Genomic DNA, 16,497 nt, shown 5'->3' with positions numbered 1-16,497 from the left:
CCCCGCCCGGTCCTGCCGCGCTCAGTGACGGCCCAGCCACCGGCCCCGGCGCATGACGCCGGTGACCGCCAGCGCCTCATCGATGATCACGAGGTCGGCCAACCTGCCGTGAGCGAGGGTGCCGACGCTGCCGGCCAGGCCGATGGTCCGGGCCGGGACCACGGTGGCCGACCGGAGGGCCTGGTCGAAGGGCACTCCGGCCTCGACGGCGTTCCGCACCACGTCCATCATGCCGGCGGTGCCTCCGGCGATGGCTCCGGAGGCCAGGCGGGCCACTCCCGAGTGCACCCGCACCTCCGCCGGTCCCAGGGAGTACACGCCGTCGGATAGTCCGGCGGCCGCCATCGAATCGGTGACCAGGGCGATGTTGTCCGCGCCCAGCAGTTCGAACATGGTCACGACGAGGTCGGGGTGCAGGTGGATGTTGTCCGCGATGAGTTCCACGACGGCGTCGCCGGCGCGGGCGGCTCGGAGGCACGCGCTCACGGCGCCGGGGGAGCGGTGGTGCAGCGGCTCCATTCCGTTGAACAGGTGCGTCACCGTGGGCACCGCCGGCCCCTCGCCAGGCCTCAGGGCGAGGGCAGTCCGTGCGTGGCGCAGGGAGCCGGCCGCGACCGCGGTCTCCGCCGCGGTGTGTCCCAGCGAGGGGACCACGCCGTGGCCGGCGAGCAGTTCCACGAGTTCGTCGGCGCCGGGCAGTTCCGGCGCGTACGTCATGGTGCGCAGGAAGCCGCGGCCGCCGGCGAGCAGCTCCCGTGCCAGGCCGAGGTCCGGTTCCAGCAGCCAGCGCGGGTCCTGGGCGCCGCAGCGTGCAGGTGACAGGAACGGCCCCTCCACGTGGATGCCGGCTATCTCGCCGTCCGCGGCGATCCGCGCGAGGACGTCGAGTCCGCCGAGCAGATCCCGGGGCGGAGCGGTCACCAGGCTCGCCAACAGGGTGGTGGTGCCAGCAGCTTGGATGCCGGCCGCCGCGCGGCGCGCGTCCGCTTCGGGAGCGGTGGTGAAATCGACGCCGAAGGCACCGTGGCAGTGCAGGTCGACCAGCCCGGGGATCACCCACTGACCGACGGGAACGTCGACGACCGTGTCCGCCTCGCCAGGCGGCAGGGCTTCCGCCGGCCCCACGTAGCTGAGCTCCGCGCCGGACACCGCAACGGCTCCGTCCCGCAGTTCACCCTCGCCGGTGTGGATTCTGCCCCTGAGGATTGTCCGGCCGCCCGGCCGCGGAGCACGTTCCGCCTCGCGGAACGGGACGGGGGAGCCGTTGGTGCTGCCGGCGCCGTGGCGTGTCATGGCGGGAATCGAGGCCTATCCGGCGGAAAACCGGAAGCCTGCCTCGACATCGGTGAGGACGGTGACGTCCGGATGCAGCTGGAGCACCGAGGCCGGGCAGTCCCGGTCGACGGGCCCGGTCAGCGCGCGGTGAAGGATGTCGGCCTTGTCCCGGCCCTGCACCAACAACAGCAGCCGCCTGGCATCCAGGATGGTGCCCAAGCCCTGCGTGATGCAGCGGGTGGGGACGTCGTCGAGCGACGGGAAGAACCGGGCATTCGCCCGGCGCGTCGTCATCGTCAGCTCCTCGACCCGGGTCCGGGAATCCAGGGCCGAGCCGGGCTCGTTGAAGGCCAGATGGCCGTTGTGGCCGATGCCCAGGATCTGCAGGTCGATCCCGCCCGCCGACGCGATGGCCGCTTCATAGTCCGCCGCGGCCCGGTCCACGTCGGCCCGGTCGGCGTCCGGCAGCAGGACCGACGCCCGGTCGAGCCCCAGCGGCCGAATCACTTCCCGGTCGATCACCTGCGCGTAGCTCTCCGGGTGCCCGGCCGGAAGTCCCACGTATTCGTCCAGCGCGAACCAGCGGACCCCGGACAGATCCAGGCGGCGCCGCGCCAAGGACTGATACAGCGGCAGCGGCGAAGAGCCGGTGGCCAGCCCGATGACGGGACGGGGCAGCTCGTCGAGGAGGCCGGCAACGATGTCGGCGGCCAGCGCGCCGATGTCTTCAGCGTCGTGGTGCGAAACCTGGAGCTTGCGTTCCTGCTCGGCCAACGGGGTCATAGGAGTCCTGTCTGTCGGATGAGTCCGCCTGGACGGATGCGCGCCGCGCTGCACGTGCTTTGCGGCAAGGGCAAGTCAAACTTCATGCGCTTTCCCTTGTGGGACGGGTCGGAGCCTCCGGGTGTGCCGTCAGGGCCTGCACCCCGGAGAAACGTTGGAGCAAGATTACCGGATGCCACCGGCCCAAACCGGTAGATGCGGGCGCACCATGCCGAGAGCGAATTCCAACGTGTGCGCACGGCGCATGTGTCAGAGCACGACGTCGAAGCCCGCCTCGGGCGACAGCGTTCCGTTGGCCTGCACTTGGACGAGGTGCCGGCCGGGGTAATGCACGCGCGTGGTCATCTGGCGGAAGGCGTGGGCTTTGCGGAACTGCCGGGCCTCGCCCGCGGCGAGGTCGGCCACCGCCAGCTTGAAGACCTTCGGAGCCAGCGAACCGTTGGCCTTAACGTAGTGGACCACATAGTCCACCGCCACGCGGGCCGGGGCGTCCGCTTCATTGCGGATCTCGACGGCGAAGCCGAGCTCCGCGGGCAGGTGGACAGTCTCCCGGTCGAGTTGCGGGACGGCCACCGAGAGGGCGTTGGAGGTGAAACCCAACGCTGCGAGCGCACCGGGATGGGCCTTCTTCACGAGCGTGCGCAGCCCGTGCCGTACGACCCGGGCGGTGTGGGCACCAGGGGCGGCGTTCCACCGGGCCGCGGTCGCCACCACGTCCTCCGGGGCGTGGCGCGAGACATCGTTCAGGTGGTTGGCCACCGAGCGGCGGACGGCGTCGCTCTCGTCCTGGAACAGCTCGTCGAGGATCGGCAAGGTGGATGCCGGCCGGTCGACGATGCCGGGTACCCGGACGGCCCACGGCAGGTACGGCCGTGTCCCTTCGCTGGCCAGCCGCCGCACCTGGTCATCCGGGTGGGCCGTCCAGTCCCGGATGATTCCCAGCGCCCGGTCCAGGTCTCGGATCAACAGCCGGCGGATGGCGAACTCGCTCGTCATCCGCGGAGTCAGTTCCGCGAGCAGCGCCATCGCGTCGTCGAAGGCCCGCTGACTCCCGTCTTCCAAGGCGCGGGTCACGGCCGCCTCACCCACCGGCCAGAGCATCCAGCCGGTGAAGGCGCCGTCGTCCAGCGCCGCGCGGATCACGGCGGCGGCCGGTTCGTAACCGGCAGCCAGGTCGACGAGGAGCGCTTCCGCCAGCACGTCGGCGCGGGCCCGCAGGGGCAGCGGCTCAAGCCGACCTCCCGCTTCCCGAAGCGCCGGCCACGCAGATTGGTCACCGGTTCCGGCCAGGCAAGTGCCCAGTTGCTCGACGGCGGCCGGCCCCAGCAGGTCGTTCATGATTCCCATGCGGTCCTCCGGGTCGGGCCAATAAGCTTTCCGAAGCCAGCCTATGGCTCTTCGGGCAGGCGGGCCGCCGCCGTGCTCCTCCGTGTGCCGTCTCAGGGACCGTGGCTGTCCTGAATTCCGCCTCAAGGGTGTTCGGGGTCACGGTCGGGCACTAGAGTCACCTGACATGGACATCATCCTGGTACCCGGATTCTGGTTGGACGCATCCTCGTGGGCGGAGGTGACCCCGCCGTTGGTCTCCGCCGGGCACCGGGTACACCCGCTGACCCTGCCCGGACTGGAAGCGCCGGATGCGCCGCGCGCGGGGATCGGACTGCGCGACCACATCGACGCGACCGTCAAGGCAGTGGACGGCTTGGACGGGCCGGTGGCCCTCGTGGGCCACTCCGGCGGCGGGGCCATCATCCACGGCGTGGTGGACCAGCGGCCGGACAGGATCGCCCGTGCCGTCTACGTGGACAGCGGCCCGCTGGGCGAAGGCGGCGTGATTAATGACGAGCTGCCCGCCGAAGGGGACGAGGTGCCGTTGCCGGACTGGAGCCTCTTCGAGGAGGAAGACCTGGTGGACCTCGACGAGGAGCTCCGCGCCGCGTTCCGTGCCCGGGCCATCCCGCAGCCAAGGGGCGTCGCCTCCGATCCGCAGCACCTCTTTGACGAGCGGCGTTTTAACGTGCCGGTCACGATGATCACCTGCGAGTTCACGCCCGAACAGTTGCAGGGCTGGATCGACGCCGGCGCACTTCAGGTGGTTGAACTGGCCAGAATCCGGGACGTGGAGTACGTGCACCTGCCCACGGGGCACTGGCCTCAGTTCACCAAACCGGCCGAGCTCGGCGAAGCCATCCTGGCCGCCGTGACCAAGACCGTTGAGGCAACCGGGGCGCAGTGAGCACGGCCAAACTGCTGCCCGCCGTCGAGGCAGCGCTCGCCGGGAACGGGCTCGCTTACGAGGTCCTCGACTGCGACCCGGATCTGGCGGACACGGCGGCGTTTTGTGCGCATTACGGCTTCGCCCTGGAGCAGTCGGCCAACACCATCTTGGTGGCGTCGAAAAAGGTGGAACCGGCCAGGTACGCGGTGTGCGTGGTGCTGGGGACCGCCCGGCTGGATGTGAACAAGACGGTCCGCGAACTGATGGGCGTCAAGCGCGCGTCCTTCGCCGACGCGGAGACCACGCAGGCGGTGACCGGCATGGAGATTGGGGGAGTGACAGCCGTCGGGACCTCCGGCCACCCGATCTACATCGACGCGGCCGTGCTGGACCATGAACGCGTGGTGATGGGCGGCGGCAACCGCTCCAGCAAGCTGCTGCTCAAGCCGGAGGAGCTGGCCAAGCTGCCCCTCGCCGTCGTGATTGAAGGGCTGGCGAAGCCCGGCGTGCCGCTCAGCGCCACCGACAGTTCAGGGAACGGGTAGCAGAGGCTTCCCTAATCTTGGCTTGCCTTACCTTGCTGGCGGGGATACAGGCCGGCGCCTAATCTGGTGCCATGGGACTCACAGGAAAACTCGCAGAAGCGTTTAACGACCAGGTCACGCTGGAACTCCAGGCCTCCGTGGTCTACCGCCAGCTCGCCATCGAGATGGATGCCATCGACCTGCCCGGGATCGCCGGCTGGTTCCGCGCCCAGGCCGAGGAAGAGGTGGTCCACGCGAACAAGTTCATCGAGCACATGATGGACCGCGGCGCCCACCCCAAGATCCAGGCCATCACGGCTCCGACAATTTTCGCCGAGACTGTACTGCAGGCGTTCGAAGCCTCGCTGGCACACGAGAAGAAGGTCTCCGAGTCGATCCGCGACCTGTACCGGCTCGCCCAGCAGGAGGGCGACATCGACTCCATCCCGCTGCTCAACTGGTTCGTCGACGAGCAGTTGGAGGAAGAAGCCACGGTCGGTGAGATCATCGGCCGGGTCAAGCTGGTCAACGACGACGGGCCCGGCCTGCTGCGCCTGGACGAGCAGCTCGGTTCCCGCACCGGCGAAGCCAGCAGCTAGCAAAGCGACAGGCGGCGTCGGTGCCCAAGCGGGCGCCGACGCCGCCTGCTCGTGTCTGCCATCAAACGTGCTGGTCGACGATGACCGGGTTGCCGTCCGGGTCCTGCAGAACAAAGCTGGCAGGACCGGTGGTTGCCTCGTCTGCTTCCGACAGGAATTCCACGCCCTCCGCTTTCAGCTGCCGCTGGAGGTCGCGCACATCTGCGAATGAGTCGAGGGTCTGGGCGTCCTGATTCCAGCCCGGGTTGAAGGTCAAGGCGTTCTTGTCGAACATTCCCTGGAAGAGCCCGATGACGGCCTCACCGTTTTTCAGGATCAGCCAGTTCTGCGTGATATCACCGCCGTGCTTGCTGAACCCGAGCTTTTCGTAAAACGCGGCGGAAGCCGCAATGTCCTTCACTGCGAGGCTGAGCGAAAAAGCGCCGAGTTGCATGTGTTGCTCCATTCTCCGAAATCCTGGACTTCTCGCATCATAGCCACGGGGTGTCCGGGGTGGAGCACATAGACGAACGGACCCCGGGCCCGGACAGCGGGAGCGACTATCCATGCTCCGGCAGCCCGGAGCTAGGGCTCCGGGTTGTGCCGGTGGTCCTTTCGGCCGCGGACACGCTGCTCGTGCTCCAGTCGGCGGTGTTCCTCGCGCTCGTGTTCGAGTGATATCAGCTCCGGATGGTTCAGCCGCGAATGCTGGCGGCCGTAGAGGAAGTAGATGGCGAAGCCGATAAGCAGCCAGACAGCGAAGCGCACCCACGTGAGCGTGGTCAGGTTCAGCATCAGCCAGAAGCACAGCACCGCGGAGAGGATCGGCACCACGGGCGAGCCCGGGACACGGTAGGCGCGGGGCAGATCCGGCCGCTTCCTCCTGAGCACGACAATGCCGATGCTCACCAGCACGAAGGCCGAGAGGGTGCCGATGTTGATCATTTCTTCCAGAACGTCCACGTTGGTGAAGCCCGCCACCAGGGCAACCAGAGCCCCGGCCAGGATCTGCACCCGCGCCGGGGTCTTTTGATGCTCGGTGGTGTGGCTGAGCCATCGCGGCAGCAGGCCGTCACGGCTCATCGCGAAGGCAACCCGGGCGAGGCCCATCAACAGGACCATGATGACGGTGGTGAGCCCGATCAGGATGCCCACCGAAATGACCTGTGCGGCCCAATCCGCCCCGACTCCGATGAACGCCGTGGCCAGCGAGGCCTCGTCGGCTTCCGCCAGCTCCCGGTAGGACACCATGCCCGTCAGGGCCAGGGTGACCAGGATGTACAGCACGGTCACGATCGCCAGGCCGCCGAAAATGCCCCGCGGCAGCGTCTTTTGCGGGTTGCGCACCTCTTCGGCGCTCGTAGCCACGACGTCGAATCCAATGAAGGCGAAGAACACCAGTGCCGCACCCGCCAGGATGCCCACCACGCCGTACTGCTGGGGCTCGGCGCCGCTGAGGAAGGAGAACAGCGACTGCGTCCAGACGTTCCCCCCGGCGCTCGCCGTGGCGACCGGCTCCGGCACGAACGGCGTGTAGTTTTCTGCCCGTACGTACGTGAAGCCGACAACGATCACGAACAGGACAATGGCAACCTTGATGATGGTGAAGACATTGTTTACCCGCGCCGACAGCTCGGTGCCAAGAACCAGCAGGGTCGTGAAGACAGCAACGATCAGCAGCGGACCCCAGGTGAGCTCCAGACCGAAGACATTCACCGTGGTCGGGACATTAATGTCGAAGAGCAGGAAGACGTTGCTGAGATAGATCCCCCAATACTTCGCAATGACGGCCCCCGCCGTGAACAGCTCCAGAATCAGGTCCCAGCCGATGATCCAGGCCAGCAGTTCGCCCAGAGTTGCGTAAGTATAGGTGTAGGCGCTGCCGGCCACGGGAATGGCTGACGCGAACTCGGCGTAACACATGATGGCCAGCGCGCAGGTGATGGCCGCCAGCACGAAGGACACGGTCACGGCCGGGCCTGCGTAGCTGCCGGCGGCCTTCGCGCCGACGGAGAAGATGCCCGCCCCGACGGCGACTGCCACACCGAGGACCATCAGGTCGAAGGTGCTCAGCGTGCGCTTCAGCTCCCGCCCTGGCTCCGTCATGTCCGCAATGGACTGCTCGATTGACTTGGTCCGAAAGAGGCTCATGGGACCAGTATTCTCAGGATGGACTACCCCGAAAACCCCACCCGGGGCTGAGGGGGCGAACAGCCCGGAGAACGGGTAGGGGATGGCGCCTCGGAGCCAATCCGGGCCGCCCACGACAGTGTTATGACGGGACGGTGTAGCGGCGCGCCATGAGGGCGGGACGCGGGTGAAGCAGGTCAGCCGACGGCCACCAGATCCGGCGGGTTCGCTGCCGCCCCGTCGGTCGGTGCCGGGAGGGCGGAGGCGCATGTTCCGGCAGCTGCGGCAACCAGCTCGGCAGGCACTCCGGAGGCCAGCGCCGCGGCTGTCTGCTCGTGGAAGACGGCCTTCGCCTGGTCCAGGGCCCATTCCGCCGCCTCGACCTGTCCCGCGCGGACAGTAACGGCCTCCAGCGCTTTCTTCTGCCCCGGGGTCAGGTCGGAAACTGTCTGGACCTGCCCTCCAGGCAGTGCCGCCGTTGCAGCTGGCCGTCCGGTATAGATCGTGGAGTCCAACTCCGCGATCGACAGGGGCAGCGTATTGGTATCGGTCACGGAATCCATCGATGTCCCTTTCCAAGGGAAAAAGGCAGCGCTTGGTCGCTCGGTGAGAGAGCGCGTGCTGCGTTCTGGAGACAGACAGACCTGCCTCCTAAATCGAAGCCTACAGCACCGTTGCAATACGACAGATGCCGGGGCCGGGCTTGGCCCGGGCAGAGCGGCTCCACGGCAACCTGACCGCGGCTTATCCTTCAGGGGTCGTACGGGTTGGCCTTTCGACGGGGCAGCGCGGTGCCGACTGGGTCGCCGGCATCGCGCTGGGCAGAAATAAAGGCCTATTCTGCTCTCCGCTGTGGATAAACCATTGACCTTAGGAAGATCAGTTTGCTTATAATTCTGCATGCCTGATCTATCCAAGTGGCACATGCCCCGGCTTCTCTCCACAGCAGCGAGGCTTGTCGAATACGAGTGGAACGAGCGGCTGGCCTCCCTCGGCTTGACCCATGCGGGTGCGACTGTCCTGGAGATCCTTGCCGCGGAGGGGGCGATGGCCCAAGCACAACTGGCGAAGCGGGTGCGGGTGCAGCCACAGACCGTGGGCAAGACCCTGGCACGGCTGGAAGCGACTGGTCACATATCCCGCGTCCGCGGCGAGAACGACCGGCGCGAGCAACGGGTCAACATCTCCGAACGCGGCAAGGAGACCTTCCACCAGGTGGTGAAATTGGGACAAGAGCTTCTGGGCGAGGACGACGAGACCGAGCAACTCAAGAATCAACTCATCGGTGTCGTCCGGGACCTCGGCAACGACAGGTTCGGCACCAAGAGGCCATTGCGCCCCGGCTAAACCGGCGGACCAACGACGGAACCTTTTCCGTGGCTGGTGTGGTTGGGCCTCCGATGATCTTGACCGATGGCCGTGGAGCAGGGACGCCCTCAGCCTGGCGGATTAGCTGAAGGGAATGGTCTGAATACCAGTTGAAAGCCGTCGTCGAACTGGAAACGGCTGACCCCGATCTTGTACACCGGCTCAAGGTTCTCCGGGACCAGCACCTCGGACGGTGTGCCGGCTGCGACCACCCGGCTTTCGTGGAGTAGCAGGACGCGGTCGCAGTAGGCAGCGGCGAGGTTGAGGTCGTGCAGGACCACGACGACGGCATGGTTGCTGGTCCCCGCCAGGTCGCGCACCAGCCTGAGGATCTCGTGCTGATAGCGGATGTCCAGATGGTTGGTCGGTTCATCGAACAGCAGGTGCGTCGCTTCCTGCGCCAGCGCCCGGGCGATCAAAACACGCTGCCGTTCCCCGCCGGAGAGCAGGTCGAAGCTCTGGTCCGCCCGGCCCAGCATGCCGACCCGTTCCAGTGCCCGGGCCGCGGCCTGTTCGTCCCGCGCCTTACGCCGGCCCAGCCGCGGTTGGTGCGGGGTGCGGCCGAGCAGCACCATGTCGGAAACCAGCAGGGGCAGGTCGCCCGGTGTCTCCTGCACGACCACTGAGACCGTCCGGGCGCGCTCCTGCGCGTTGAGCTGGCGCAGTTCCTTATGGTCCAGCATGACCGTTCCGGTGTGCGGGGCCAGCGATCCGTACAGGATCCGCAGCAGGGTGCTCTTGCCGCTGCCGTTCGGTCCCACCAGGCCCAGGACTTCGCCGTGCCGGGCGTGGAGGTCAACGCGGTCCAGGACGTCGCGGGAGCCGTAGGAGAAGGAGATGCCGGAGCCGGAAATCACTGGCCGAACCGCTCGACGATCCGCTCGAGTCCGGTGACCGACAGCGGTGACGGCGGCTCGGTGAAGTTGAACAGTTGCACGAGGATGTCGTCGTTGGCCACCGCGGTCATGGAGGAGGCTCCCTTCAAAGATGTGACGGCGTCGGCCACTCTGCTTGGGTCCCCGGCGGAGTGGAGCAGGATCAGGACATCGGGGTTGCGGCCGATGAGTTCCTCGCGGGTGACCTCGAAGACCCGCTGGTCGACGTCGTCGAAAACGTTTTTCAGCCCGGCGGCCTCCAACTGCGGTTGGGCCATGGACCTTGTGCCGTAGGCGTAGGTGCTTCCGCCGCCGACCGTCGGGTAAAGGACGGCCGCAGTGCGGCGGCCGGTGTTGGCCGTCTCGGAGGTGATCTGCTCCACCTGGGCCTTGAGCTCGCGGGCTGCTTCTTCGGCCCGTTTTTCGACGCCGAAGATCTTGCCGTAGGTGCGCAGCTGATCCGCAACGGTGCTGAATTCCGGGGTTTCCGAGGCGTTGGGGCAAAAGGACGGTTCCTGCAGCATGGGGATGCCCGCGGCGGCTAGTGTTTCACGGTTAAGGTTTTCGGCCGTGCCGAGGACCAGATCCGGTTGTTGCGCCAACACGACTTCCTGCGAAATCTGCAGGTGGCCCGTGGTGTCCAGGCGGTCGGTCAAGAGCGGAATGCGGGCGAGTTCGCCTTGCGTGGCCGGGTCGAAGTATTCGGCCGGGTAGACGCCTGCGCGGGCCACTACTGTGTCCATGACACCGAGTGCGGCCAAGTAGGAGACCGGTGAACTGTCCAGCATGACAACCCGTTCCGGCGGCGCGTCCAGGGTGACCGCGGCGCCGCAATTGGTGATGGTCAGCGGGTAGCCATCGGCCTCGGGTGCCGCAGGTGTTCCGGCGTTCCCGGCGTTCCCGAAAGTGTCGGCGCAGCCGGCCAGACCGAGGGCGAATGCCGCCGCGGCTGCAGCGGACAGCAGGTGGGCGGCAGCTTTCATGAATTCTCCTCGGGCTAGTGGATGTGGGCGATAACGCGGACGTGGGGTGACACTCAGCCCGCCGGGCGCATCCTGCGGATGAGGTAGAGCAGGAAGGGAGCGCCGATGAAAGCCGTGATGATCCCGATCGGCAACTCCTGCGGCTGCAGCAGCATCCGTGCGAGCAGGTCGGCCCAGATCAGGAAGATGGCACCGAGCAGGGCAGAGACCGGGATGACCCGGGAGTGGGCGGCACCGACCAGCCTGCGGGCGAGATGCGGAACTACCAGTCCAACGAAGCCGATAGATCCGGAGGCAGCGACGACCACACCGATGCACAGGGAGATGACGATCAGCAGCTGGGTGCGGAACCGGCCGGGTGCAACGCCGACGATGTGAGCGGTTTCGTCGCCGATGGCCAGCGCGTCCAAGCGCCTTCCGGCAAGGGTCAGCAGGCAGCTGGCAATCAGGACCACCACGACGACGATGGCCAAGGTGCTTCCCCACTGGGCCAAAGCCAGGGACCCAAGCAACCAGAACATGACGGACCGGGCGCCCTCTGCCGAGCCGGAGGCGAAGACCAGAAAGCTGGTCACGGCGGTCAGCGCGTATCCGATCGCAACGCCGGCCAGCAGCAGCCGCATTGAGGTCACCCGTCCGGCCGAGCGCGCGATAAGGAAGACCATCATCGACGCGGCCAGCGCGCCGATGAAGGCGCTGGCGGGCAGAGCGTGTTCGCCCACCCCCAGACCGACGCCGAACAGGATCATGGCTGCCGCACCGCTGGAGGCTCCGGAATTGATGCCGAGCAGGTAGGGGTCGGCCAGCACGTTGCGCACCATTGCCTGCAGCGCTGCTCCGCACACCGCCAATCCGGCACCTACGACGCATCCGAGCAGCACGCGAGGCATCCTGACGTCCCAGACGATCGTCGAGGCTGTCGGATCGGGCTGATACCCGGACGGCTGGCCCGGCATATGCGACAGGATCACTTGGACCACGGTCGCGGTATTCAGCATGACAGGCCCGGTCGCCACAGACAGCACCATTCCGGCGACGAGAAGCGCGGCCAGCGCCACTACCCAGAAGAGATGACGACGCCGGAGCCTTGCCCGCAGCAGCGGGTCCCCGCCGCGTGGGGTCTGGCCGTCGCGCACGTCGCGTGCGCGTGGGGTAGGGTCCGATGACGGAAAGATGATCAGTGCCTCCAACAAGGCTGGGTCAGTACTTGCGAAGATTCAGTGGTTGCTGGCCGAACCAGCGGTGGCGGAGCAGGTCGACGGCGGCGTGCAGCATGGCGTTCAGCGTGTCGGTGCTGCGGGACAGGGCGCGCAGGGCGAATCCGGGGCCGTTGAGCAGAGACAGGCCGAGCTGCCCGCCGGGATCCATGGGGGCCAACCGGTCCTGCAGCTCGCGCACCAGGTCGCCGTCCACCCGCGGGTCCACCACGAGCATCGAGCCCAGGTGCGAATAGTCTTCGAGGAAGAGCATGCTGGAGAGCGGCGCGTCCGGATCGCCGGGGCGGATCAGCAGGTTGTCCAGGGCGAGCAGGCGGCCGTCGCGGTAGATGTCGTTGCGGATGCGCACCTCCTCGTACCGGAAGGGCCTGCCGTCCGGGGACCAGCCGGGAGTGACCACGTCACACATCACCAGGGAGGAGTCCGCGGCGAGCTCGACGACGGTCTCCTGGCGGTAGGTGGCCTCCCGGTACGCGATGAGCTGGTCGGGCAGGTACTCCAGGCTGGCGCCGGGGCCGAGGCGGAACCGGGTGCGCTGCACGGCCGGTTCGCCCGGCGTCCGATAGATCTTGGTGGCGGACTGGGTGGTCAGCAACAGGCGGGCCTGGTCCTCGACCTGGACGTCGACCTCGTAGACATCCCCGCCAAGGTAGCCGCCGCCCGGATTCACGATCGTGTAAGCGACCTGCGCGGACGCGTCCAGGTAATGGGGTCGGATAACCCGCAGCGCGCCCTGGTGGTATTGCGAGGTGGCGACGCCGCGGCCGCCGCGCAGGCCCACCGTCAGGCGCAGCTCACCGGTGGGAAGCTGCACGCCCGCCGGCTGGGCCGCGCTCACTGCGCCAGGTCCTGCATGAGCACGTCGCGGCGCAGCCAGTCGATGACCTTGTCCAGGCCCTCGTCCGTCTTCAGGTTGGTGAAGCAGAACGGCTTGTCTCCACGGAATTCCTTCGAGTCGGACTCCATGACCGACAGATCGGCACCCACGTGCGGCGCCAAATCGGTCTTGTTGATGATGAACAGGTCCGACTTGATCATGCCCTGGCCGGCCTTGCGCGGGATCTTTTCGCCCTGCGCCACGTCGATGATGTAGATGGAGAAGTCCACCAGTTCCGGACTGAACGTCGCCGAGAGGTTGTCGCCCCCGCTTTCGATGAACACGACCTGCAGGTCCGGGTGCCGCTTGATCAATTCCTCCACGGCGGAGGAGTTCATCGAGGTGTCCTCGCGGATGGCGGTGTGGGGGCAGCCGCCGGTTTCGATGCCGATGATCCGGTCCAGCGGCAGCACGCCGTTGGCGGCCAGAATCTTCGCGTCTTCAATGGTGTAGATGTCGTTGGTGATGGCGGCCATGGAGATTTCGCCGGACAGGTGCCGGGTGAGGCGTTCGACCAGCTGGGTCTTGCCGGCGCCGACGGGGCCGCCGATACCGATCTTGATGGGTTCCATTGTCTTACTCCTTGTTCCGTGGGCCGGCCGCGGTGCGGCCGGGTCTTGTTGCGTGCGACGGCGGGTCAGGACATGAACATCCGGGCCCGCTGCCGCTCGTGGCGCATTTGGGCGATTTCCAGTCCCGGGGCGGCGGCGCCGAAGTCGCCGCGTCCCAGTTCGGCGATCCTCGCCGTTGCGACGGTGATCTCCGGATGGGCCTGGCGCAGCACCCGCTGCCCGGCGTCCTGGCCGATCGGGATGCCGCGGATGGCATTCTGCGTCAGCGAGGTCGCCGTCGAAAACAGGTAGGTGCCCAGCAGTTCCGGCAGCGGAACGTGCAGGCTTCGCCCGGCGATGGCGAACGCCAGCGCCGGATGTCCGCTGCATTCGCCGCTCTCGACGTCTTCGCGGTACTGCTCGATCTCGTCGCTGTCGAGGATGACCGAGGCAATCTGGAGCATCCGCGCACCCATTTTCACGCCCGCCTCGCGCACCTGCCGCGGCAGGGCCTGCGCCGCCAGCATCGCGTCCAGCTCCCGTAGTTCCGCCGTCGAGCGGGCTTCCAGGGCCAGCCGGATGGCAAGGCCGTCGCTGTACGTCAGCTGGGTGTGGATGAACTGGCCGAGCCAGACCGCAAAGGTCTTCTCGTCGCGGACCAGCCCGCGTGACAGGAACGTCTCCAGCCCGAACGAGTGGCTGAAGGCGCCCGTGGGCAGGGCGGAGTCGGCCAGCTGCAGCAGGGGCAGCAGGTACGACGACGGGTGGCGCCCGGGTGCCTCAGTGCGTGTGTTCGGCATGTCGAAACGGCACGGGCATGACCCGCTCCTGCCGGGAGTAGGGCACCTGCATGTGCTGCAGGTAGTCTTCGACGGTGTGGTCGTACTGCACCACCATGACCTCCGCCCGGTAGTCGCTTCCGGCGTCGAAAAATTGCGCCTGCAGGTGCCTGTTGCCCAGGCTGTGGGCCACCACGCCCATTTCCCGGATGGTGCGCGGGGCGATCACCAGCACGTCCGTGGGCAGGACGCTGACGACGATGACGTTCGACTCGTCACGGAACAGGATGTCGCCGTCGCGCAGGTCTCCCGGGGTGGCCAGGCGTATGCCGATTTCGCGGCCGTGATCGGTGGTCACGCGCTGGACGCGTTTGACCAGTTCGCTGCTGGGAAGTGCTACCTTCTCCTCGTGCAGGCCGGCAAGCTCCGTGTGCGGAAGATCGTGCCGGTTGGCGATGACGCGCTCAATGATCATTGACTACGTCCTTTCAAGGTATGGCTCGGTTTAGAACAGGAAGTAGCGCTGGGCCATGGGGAGCACGGTCGAGGGCTCGCAGGTGGCTACTTCACCGTTGACCGTGACGGTGTAGGTTTGCGGGTCGACCTGGATGTCCGGCGTCTCCCCGTTGTACTTCAGGTCTGCCTTGGTCAGGGTGCGGATGCCGTGGGCCGCGCGGACGGTCCGGCGCAGGTTCAGTCGGTCCGGGATGCCCTCGTCGATGGCGATCTTCGGCATGAACGTGATCGAGGACGAGTGCACGGCGCTGCCCAACGCCCCGAAGTTGTGCCGCAGAGTCCGCGGCTGCGGGGTAGGGATGGAACCGTTCGCATCGCCCATGATGGACTGCACGATTTGTCCGCCCTTGATCACCATTTCCGGTTTGACGCCGAAGAAGGCCGGGTCCCACAGCACCAGGTCGGCGAACTTACCCACCTCGACGCTGCCGACGGAGTCGGCGATGCCGTGGGCGAGCGCGGGGTTGATGGTGTACTTGGCGACGTAACGCTTGAGCCGGAAGTTGTCGCCGATTTCCGGGTCTTGCTCGAACTTGCCGCGCTGGCGCTTCATGGCATCCGCCACCTGCCAGGTCCGCAGCACCATCTCGCCGACGCGGCCCATGGCCTGGGCGTCCGAGCTGGTGATCGAGAAGACGCCGAGGTCGTGCAGCACGTCTTCGGCGGCGATGGTCTCCTTGCGGATCCGGGAGTCGGCGAAGGCTACGTCTTCGGGGATGTCCGGGTTCAGGTGGTGGGCGACCATGAGCATGTCCAGATGCTCGTCGAGCGTGTTGGTGGTGTAGGGCAGAGTCGGGTTGGTCGAAGCCGGCAGGACGTTGGGCAGCCCGGCGACGCGGATAATGTCCGGGGCGTGCCCGCCGCCGGCGCCTTCGGTGTGGAAGGTGTGGATCACGCGGCCGTCGATGGCGCGGATGGTGTCCTCCACGAAACCGCATTCGTTGAGGGTGTCCGCGTGGATGGCGACCTGCACGTCGAACTCGTCGGCGATCCGCAGCGACATGTCGATCGAGGAGGTTGTGGCGCCCCAGTCCTCGTGCACCTTGAAGCCGATGGCCCCGGCCCGGATTTGCTCGGCCAGCGGACCGCGCGCGCTGGCGTGGCCCTTGGCAAGCAGTCCGATGTTGATCGGCAGGTCGTCCACCGCCTGCAGCATCCGGCCGATGTGCCACGGCCCCGGCGTCACGGTGGTCGCCTTGGAGGCATCCGACGGCCCGGCGCCGCCGCCGATCAGGGTGGTGACGCCGTTCGCCAGGGCCACCGGCACCTGGTCGGGGCTGATGAAGTGCACGTGCGTATCGATGCCGCCGGCGGTGAGGATCTTGTGCTCCCCGGCGATCACGTCCGTCGCGGCACCAATGGTGATGTCGACGCCGTCGGAGATGTCCGGGTTGCCGGCCTTGCCGATCTTGAAGATGTGCCCGTCCCGCAGTGCCACGTCGGCCTTGTAGATGCCGCTGTAATCCAGCACGACGACGTTGGTGATGACCGTGTCCGGAATATCCTGGTCGCGGGTGCGCTGTCCGTTCTGGCCCATGCCGTCCCGGATGACCTTCCCGCCGCCGAAGACAACTTCCTCGCCGTAGCGGGTGTAGTCGTGTTCGATCTCCAGCAGCAGGTCGGTGTCCGCCAGCCGGATCGCATCGCCGGTAGTCGGCCCGTACATCTCCGCGTAGTGCCTGCGGTTCATCTCGAAGCTCATCGCTGTTCCTCCCCGCCGCCGTCGGTCTTCTCCGCGGCAGCTTGCCCGGTCTTCTCCGCGGCCTCGCCGCGCCCGCCCGCCTTCTTGGCGGCGCCGCCGGCCTTCGGGCCGCGGGATTCGT

Annotated in this window: 18 protein-coding genes; 4 read left to right on the top strand and 14 right to left on the bottom strand. The window is 67.2% G+C overall.

Annotated elements, in window-relative coordinates; all coding sequences use genetic code 11:
- Positions 1-21 precede the first annotated feature (21 nt).
- The 3 genes from nagA to AC5RTY_RS03780 form a co-directional block, all read right to left on the bottom strand.
- Positions 22-1,293: an N-acetylglucosamine-6-phosphate deacetylase gene (gene nagA, locus AC5RTY_RS03790; protein ID WP_494138991.1), complete on the bottom strand. Its 1,272-nt coding sequence runs from the start codon at positions 1,291-1,293 to the stop codon at positions 22-24.
- Between the two features lie 15 nt (positions 1,294-1,308).
- Positions 1,309-2,058, bottom strand: a complete 750-nt coding sequence (locus tag AC5RTY_RS03785; protein WP_494138990.1) for a glucosamine-6-phosphate deaminase — start codon at positions 2,056-2,058, stop codon at positions 1,309-1,311.
- 249 nt (positions 2,059-2,307) lie between these two features.
- Entirely contained in the window at positions 2,308-3,405 is a 1,098-nt protein-coding gene (locus AC5RTY_RS03780) for a DNA alkylation repair protein (protein WP_494138989.1), read from the bottom strand.
- Positions 3,406-3,571: 166 nt separating this feature from the next.
- Between AC5RTY_RS03780 and AC5RTY_RS03775 the strand changes: the two genes are divergently transcribed.
- The 3 genes from AC5RTY_RS03775 to AC5RTY_RS03765 all read left to right on the top strand — a co-directional run bounded on the left by AC5RTY_RS03775 (position 3,572) and on the right by AC5RTY_RS03765 (position 5,399).
- Complete coding sequence (locus AC5RTY_RS03775; protein WP_494000947.1) at positions 3,572-4,294, top strand: alpha/beta fold hydrolase; 723 nt, start codon at positions 3,572-3,574, stop codon at positions 4,292-4,294.
- The gene (locus tag AC5RTY_RS03770) at positions 4,291-4,821 is read left to right on the top strand and encodes a YbaK/EbsC family protein (RefSeq protein ID WP_494000946.1); all 531 of its coding nucleotides are present in this window, start codon (positions 4,291-4,293) and stop codon (positions 4,819-4,821) included. Before AC5RTY_RS03775 ends, AC5RTY_RS03770 begins: the two co-directional genes overlap by 4 nt.
- 71 nt (positions 4,822-4,892) lie before the next feature.
- Positions 4,893-5,399, top strand: a complete 507-nt coding sequence (locus AC5RTY_RS03765; RefSeq protein ID WP_494000945.1) for a ferritin — start codon at positions 4,893-4,895, stop codon at positions 5,397-5,399.
- A 61-nt stretch (positions 5,400-5,460) separates the two neighbouring features.
- Here AC5RTY_RS03765 and AC5RTY_RS03760 read toward each other — a convergent pair whose 3' ends face one another.
- The 3 genes from AC5RTY_RS03760 to AC5RTY_RS03750 form a co-directional block, all read right to left on the bottom strand.
- Positions 5,461-5,844 (bottom strand): VOC family protein, encoded by a 384-nt coding sequence (locus AC5RTY_RS03760; RefSeq protein ID WP_494000944.1) that lies wholly within the window; start codon positions 5,842-5,844, stop codon positions 5,461-5,463.
- 119 nt (positions 5,845-5,963) lie between these two features.
- A complete protein-coding gene (locus AC5RTY_RS03755) occupies positions 5,964-7,529 on the bottom strand; it encodes an amino acid permease (RefSeq protein WP_494074638.1) in 1,566 nt (521 codons plus the stop codon).
- 176 nt (positions 7,530-7,705) lie between these two features.
- A complete protein-coding gene (locus AC5RTY_RS03750; protein WP_494000942.1) occupies positions 7,706-8,062 on the bottom strand; it encodes a hypothetical protein in 357 nt (118 codons plus the stop codon).
- Between the two features lie 346 nt (positions 8,063-8,408).
- Here AC5RTY_RS03750 and AC5RTY_RS03745 point away from each other — a divergent pair, with 346 nt between their 5' ends.
- Positions 8,409-8,855, top strand: a complete 447-nt coding sequence (locus AC5RTY_RS03745; protein ID WP_494013663.1) for a MarR family winged helix-turn-helix transcriptional regulator — start codon at positions 8,409-8,411, stop codon at positions 8,853-8,855.
- A gap of 89 nt (positions 8,856-8,944) precedes the next feature.
- Here AC5RTY_RS03745 and AC5RTY_RS03740 read toward each other — a convergent pair whose 3' ends face one another.
- The 8 genes from AC5RTY_RS03740 to ureC all read right to left on the bottom strand — a co-directional run bounded on the left by AC5RTY_RS03740 (position 8,945) and on the right by ureC (position 16,376).
- Entirely contained in the window at positions 8,945-9,733 is a 789-nt protein-coding gene (locus AC5RTY_RS03740; RefSeq protein ID WP_494000940.1) for an ABC transporter ATP-binding protein, read from the bottom strand.
- Positions 9,730-10,734, bottom strand: coding sequence for an ABC transporter substrate-binding protein (locus AC5RTY_RS03735; protein WP_494000939.1), 1,005 nt, complete (start codon positions 10,732-10,734; stop codon positions 9,730-9,732). Before AC5RTY_RS03735 ends, AC5RTY_RS03740 begins: the two co-directional genes overlap by 4 nt.
- A 53-nt stretch (positions 10,735-10,787) precedes the next feature.
- A complete protein-coding gene (locus tag AC5RTY_RS03730; protein WP_494138988.1) occupies positions 10,788-11,927 on the bottom strand; it encodes a FecCD family ABC transporter permease in 1,140 nt (379 codons plus the stop codon).
- A 7-nt stretch (positions 11,928-11,934) separates the two neighbouring features.
- Positions 11,935-12,789, bottom strand: a complete 855-nt coding sequence (locus AC5RTY_RS03725; RefSeq protein ID WP_494000937.1) for an urease accessory protein UreD — start codon at positions 12,787-12,789, stop codon at positions 11,935-11,937.
- Positions 12,786-13,400: an urease accessory protein UreG gene (ureG, locus tag AC5RTY_RS03720; protein WP_494000936.1), complete on the bottom strand. Its 615-nt coding sequence runs from the start codon at positions 13,398-13,400 to the stop codon at positions 12,786-12,788. Before ureG ends, AC5RTY_RS03725 begins: the two co-directional genes overlap by 4 nt.
- A gap of 65 nt (positions 13,401-13,465) precedes the next feature.
- The gene (locus AC5RTY_RS03715; protein WP_494138987.1) at positions 13,466-14,179 is read right to left on the bottom strand and encodes an urease accessory protein UreF; all 714 of its coding nucleotides are present in this window, start codon (positions 14,177-14,179) and stop codon (positions 13,466-13,468) included.
- Positions 14,160-14,633, bottom strand: a complete 474-nt coding sequence (ureE, locus tag AC5RTY_RS03710) for an urease accessory protein UreE (RefSeq protein ID WP_494025142.1) — start codon at positions 14,631-14,633, stop codon at positions 14,160-14,162. Before ureE ends, AC5RTY_RS03715 begins: the two co-directional genes overlap by 20 nt.
- A 30-nt stretch (positions 14,634-14,663) precedes the next feature.
- Positions 14,664-16,376, bottom strand: coding sequence for an urease subunit alpha (gene ureC / locus AC5RTY_RS03705; RefSeq protein ID WP_494000933.1), 1,713 nt, complete (start codon positions 16,374-16,376; stop codon positions 14,664-14,666).
- Between the last annotated feature and the right edge of the window lie 121 nt (positions 16,377-16,497).

The sequence above is a fragment of the Arthrobacter sp. Y3224055 genome (genome assembly GCF_059090825.1).
The sequence above is the reverse complement of the archived record's forward strand: the minus strand, read 5'-3'. Positions and strand labels throughout refer to the sequence as shown.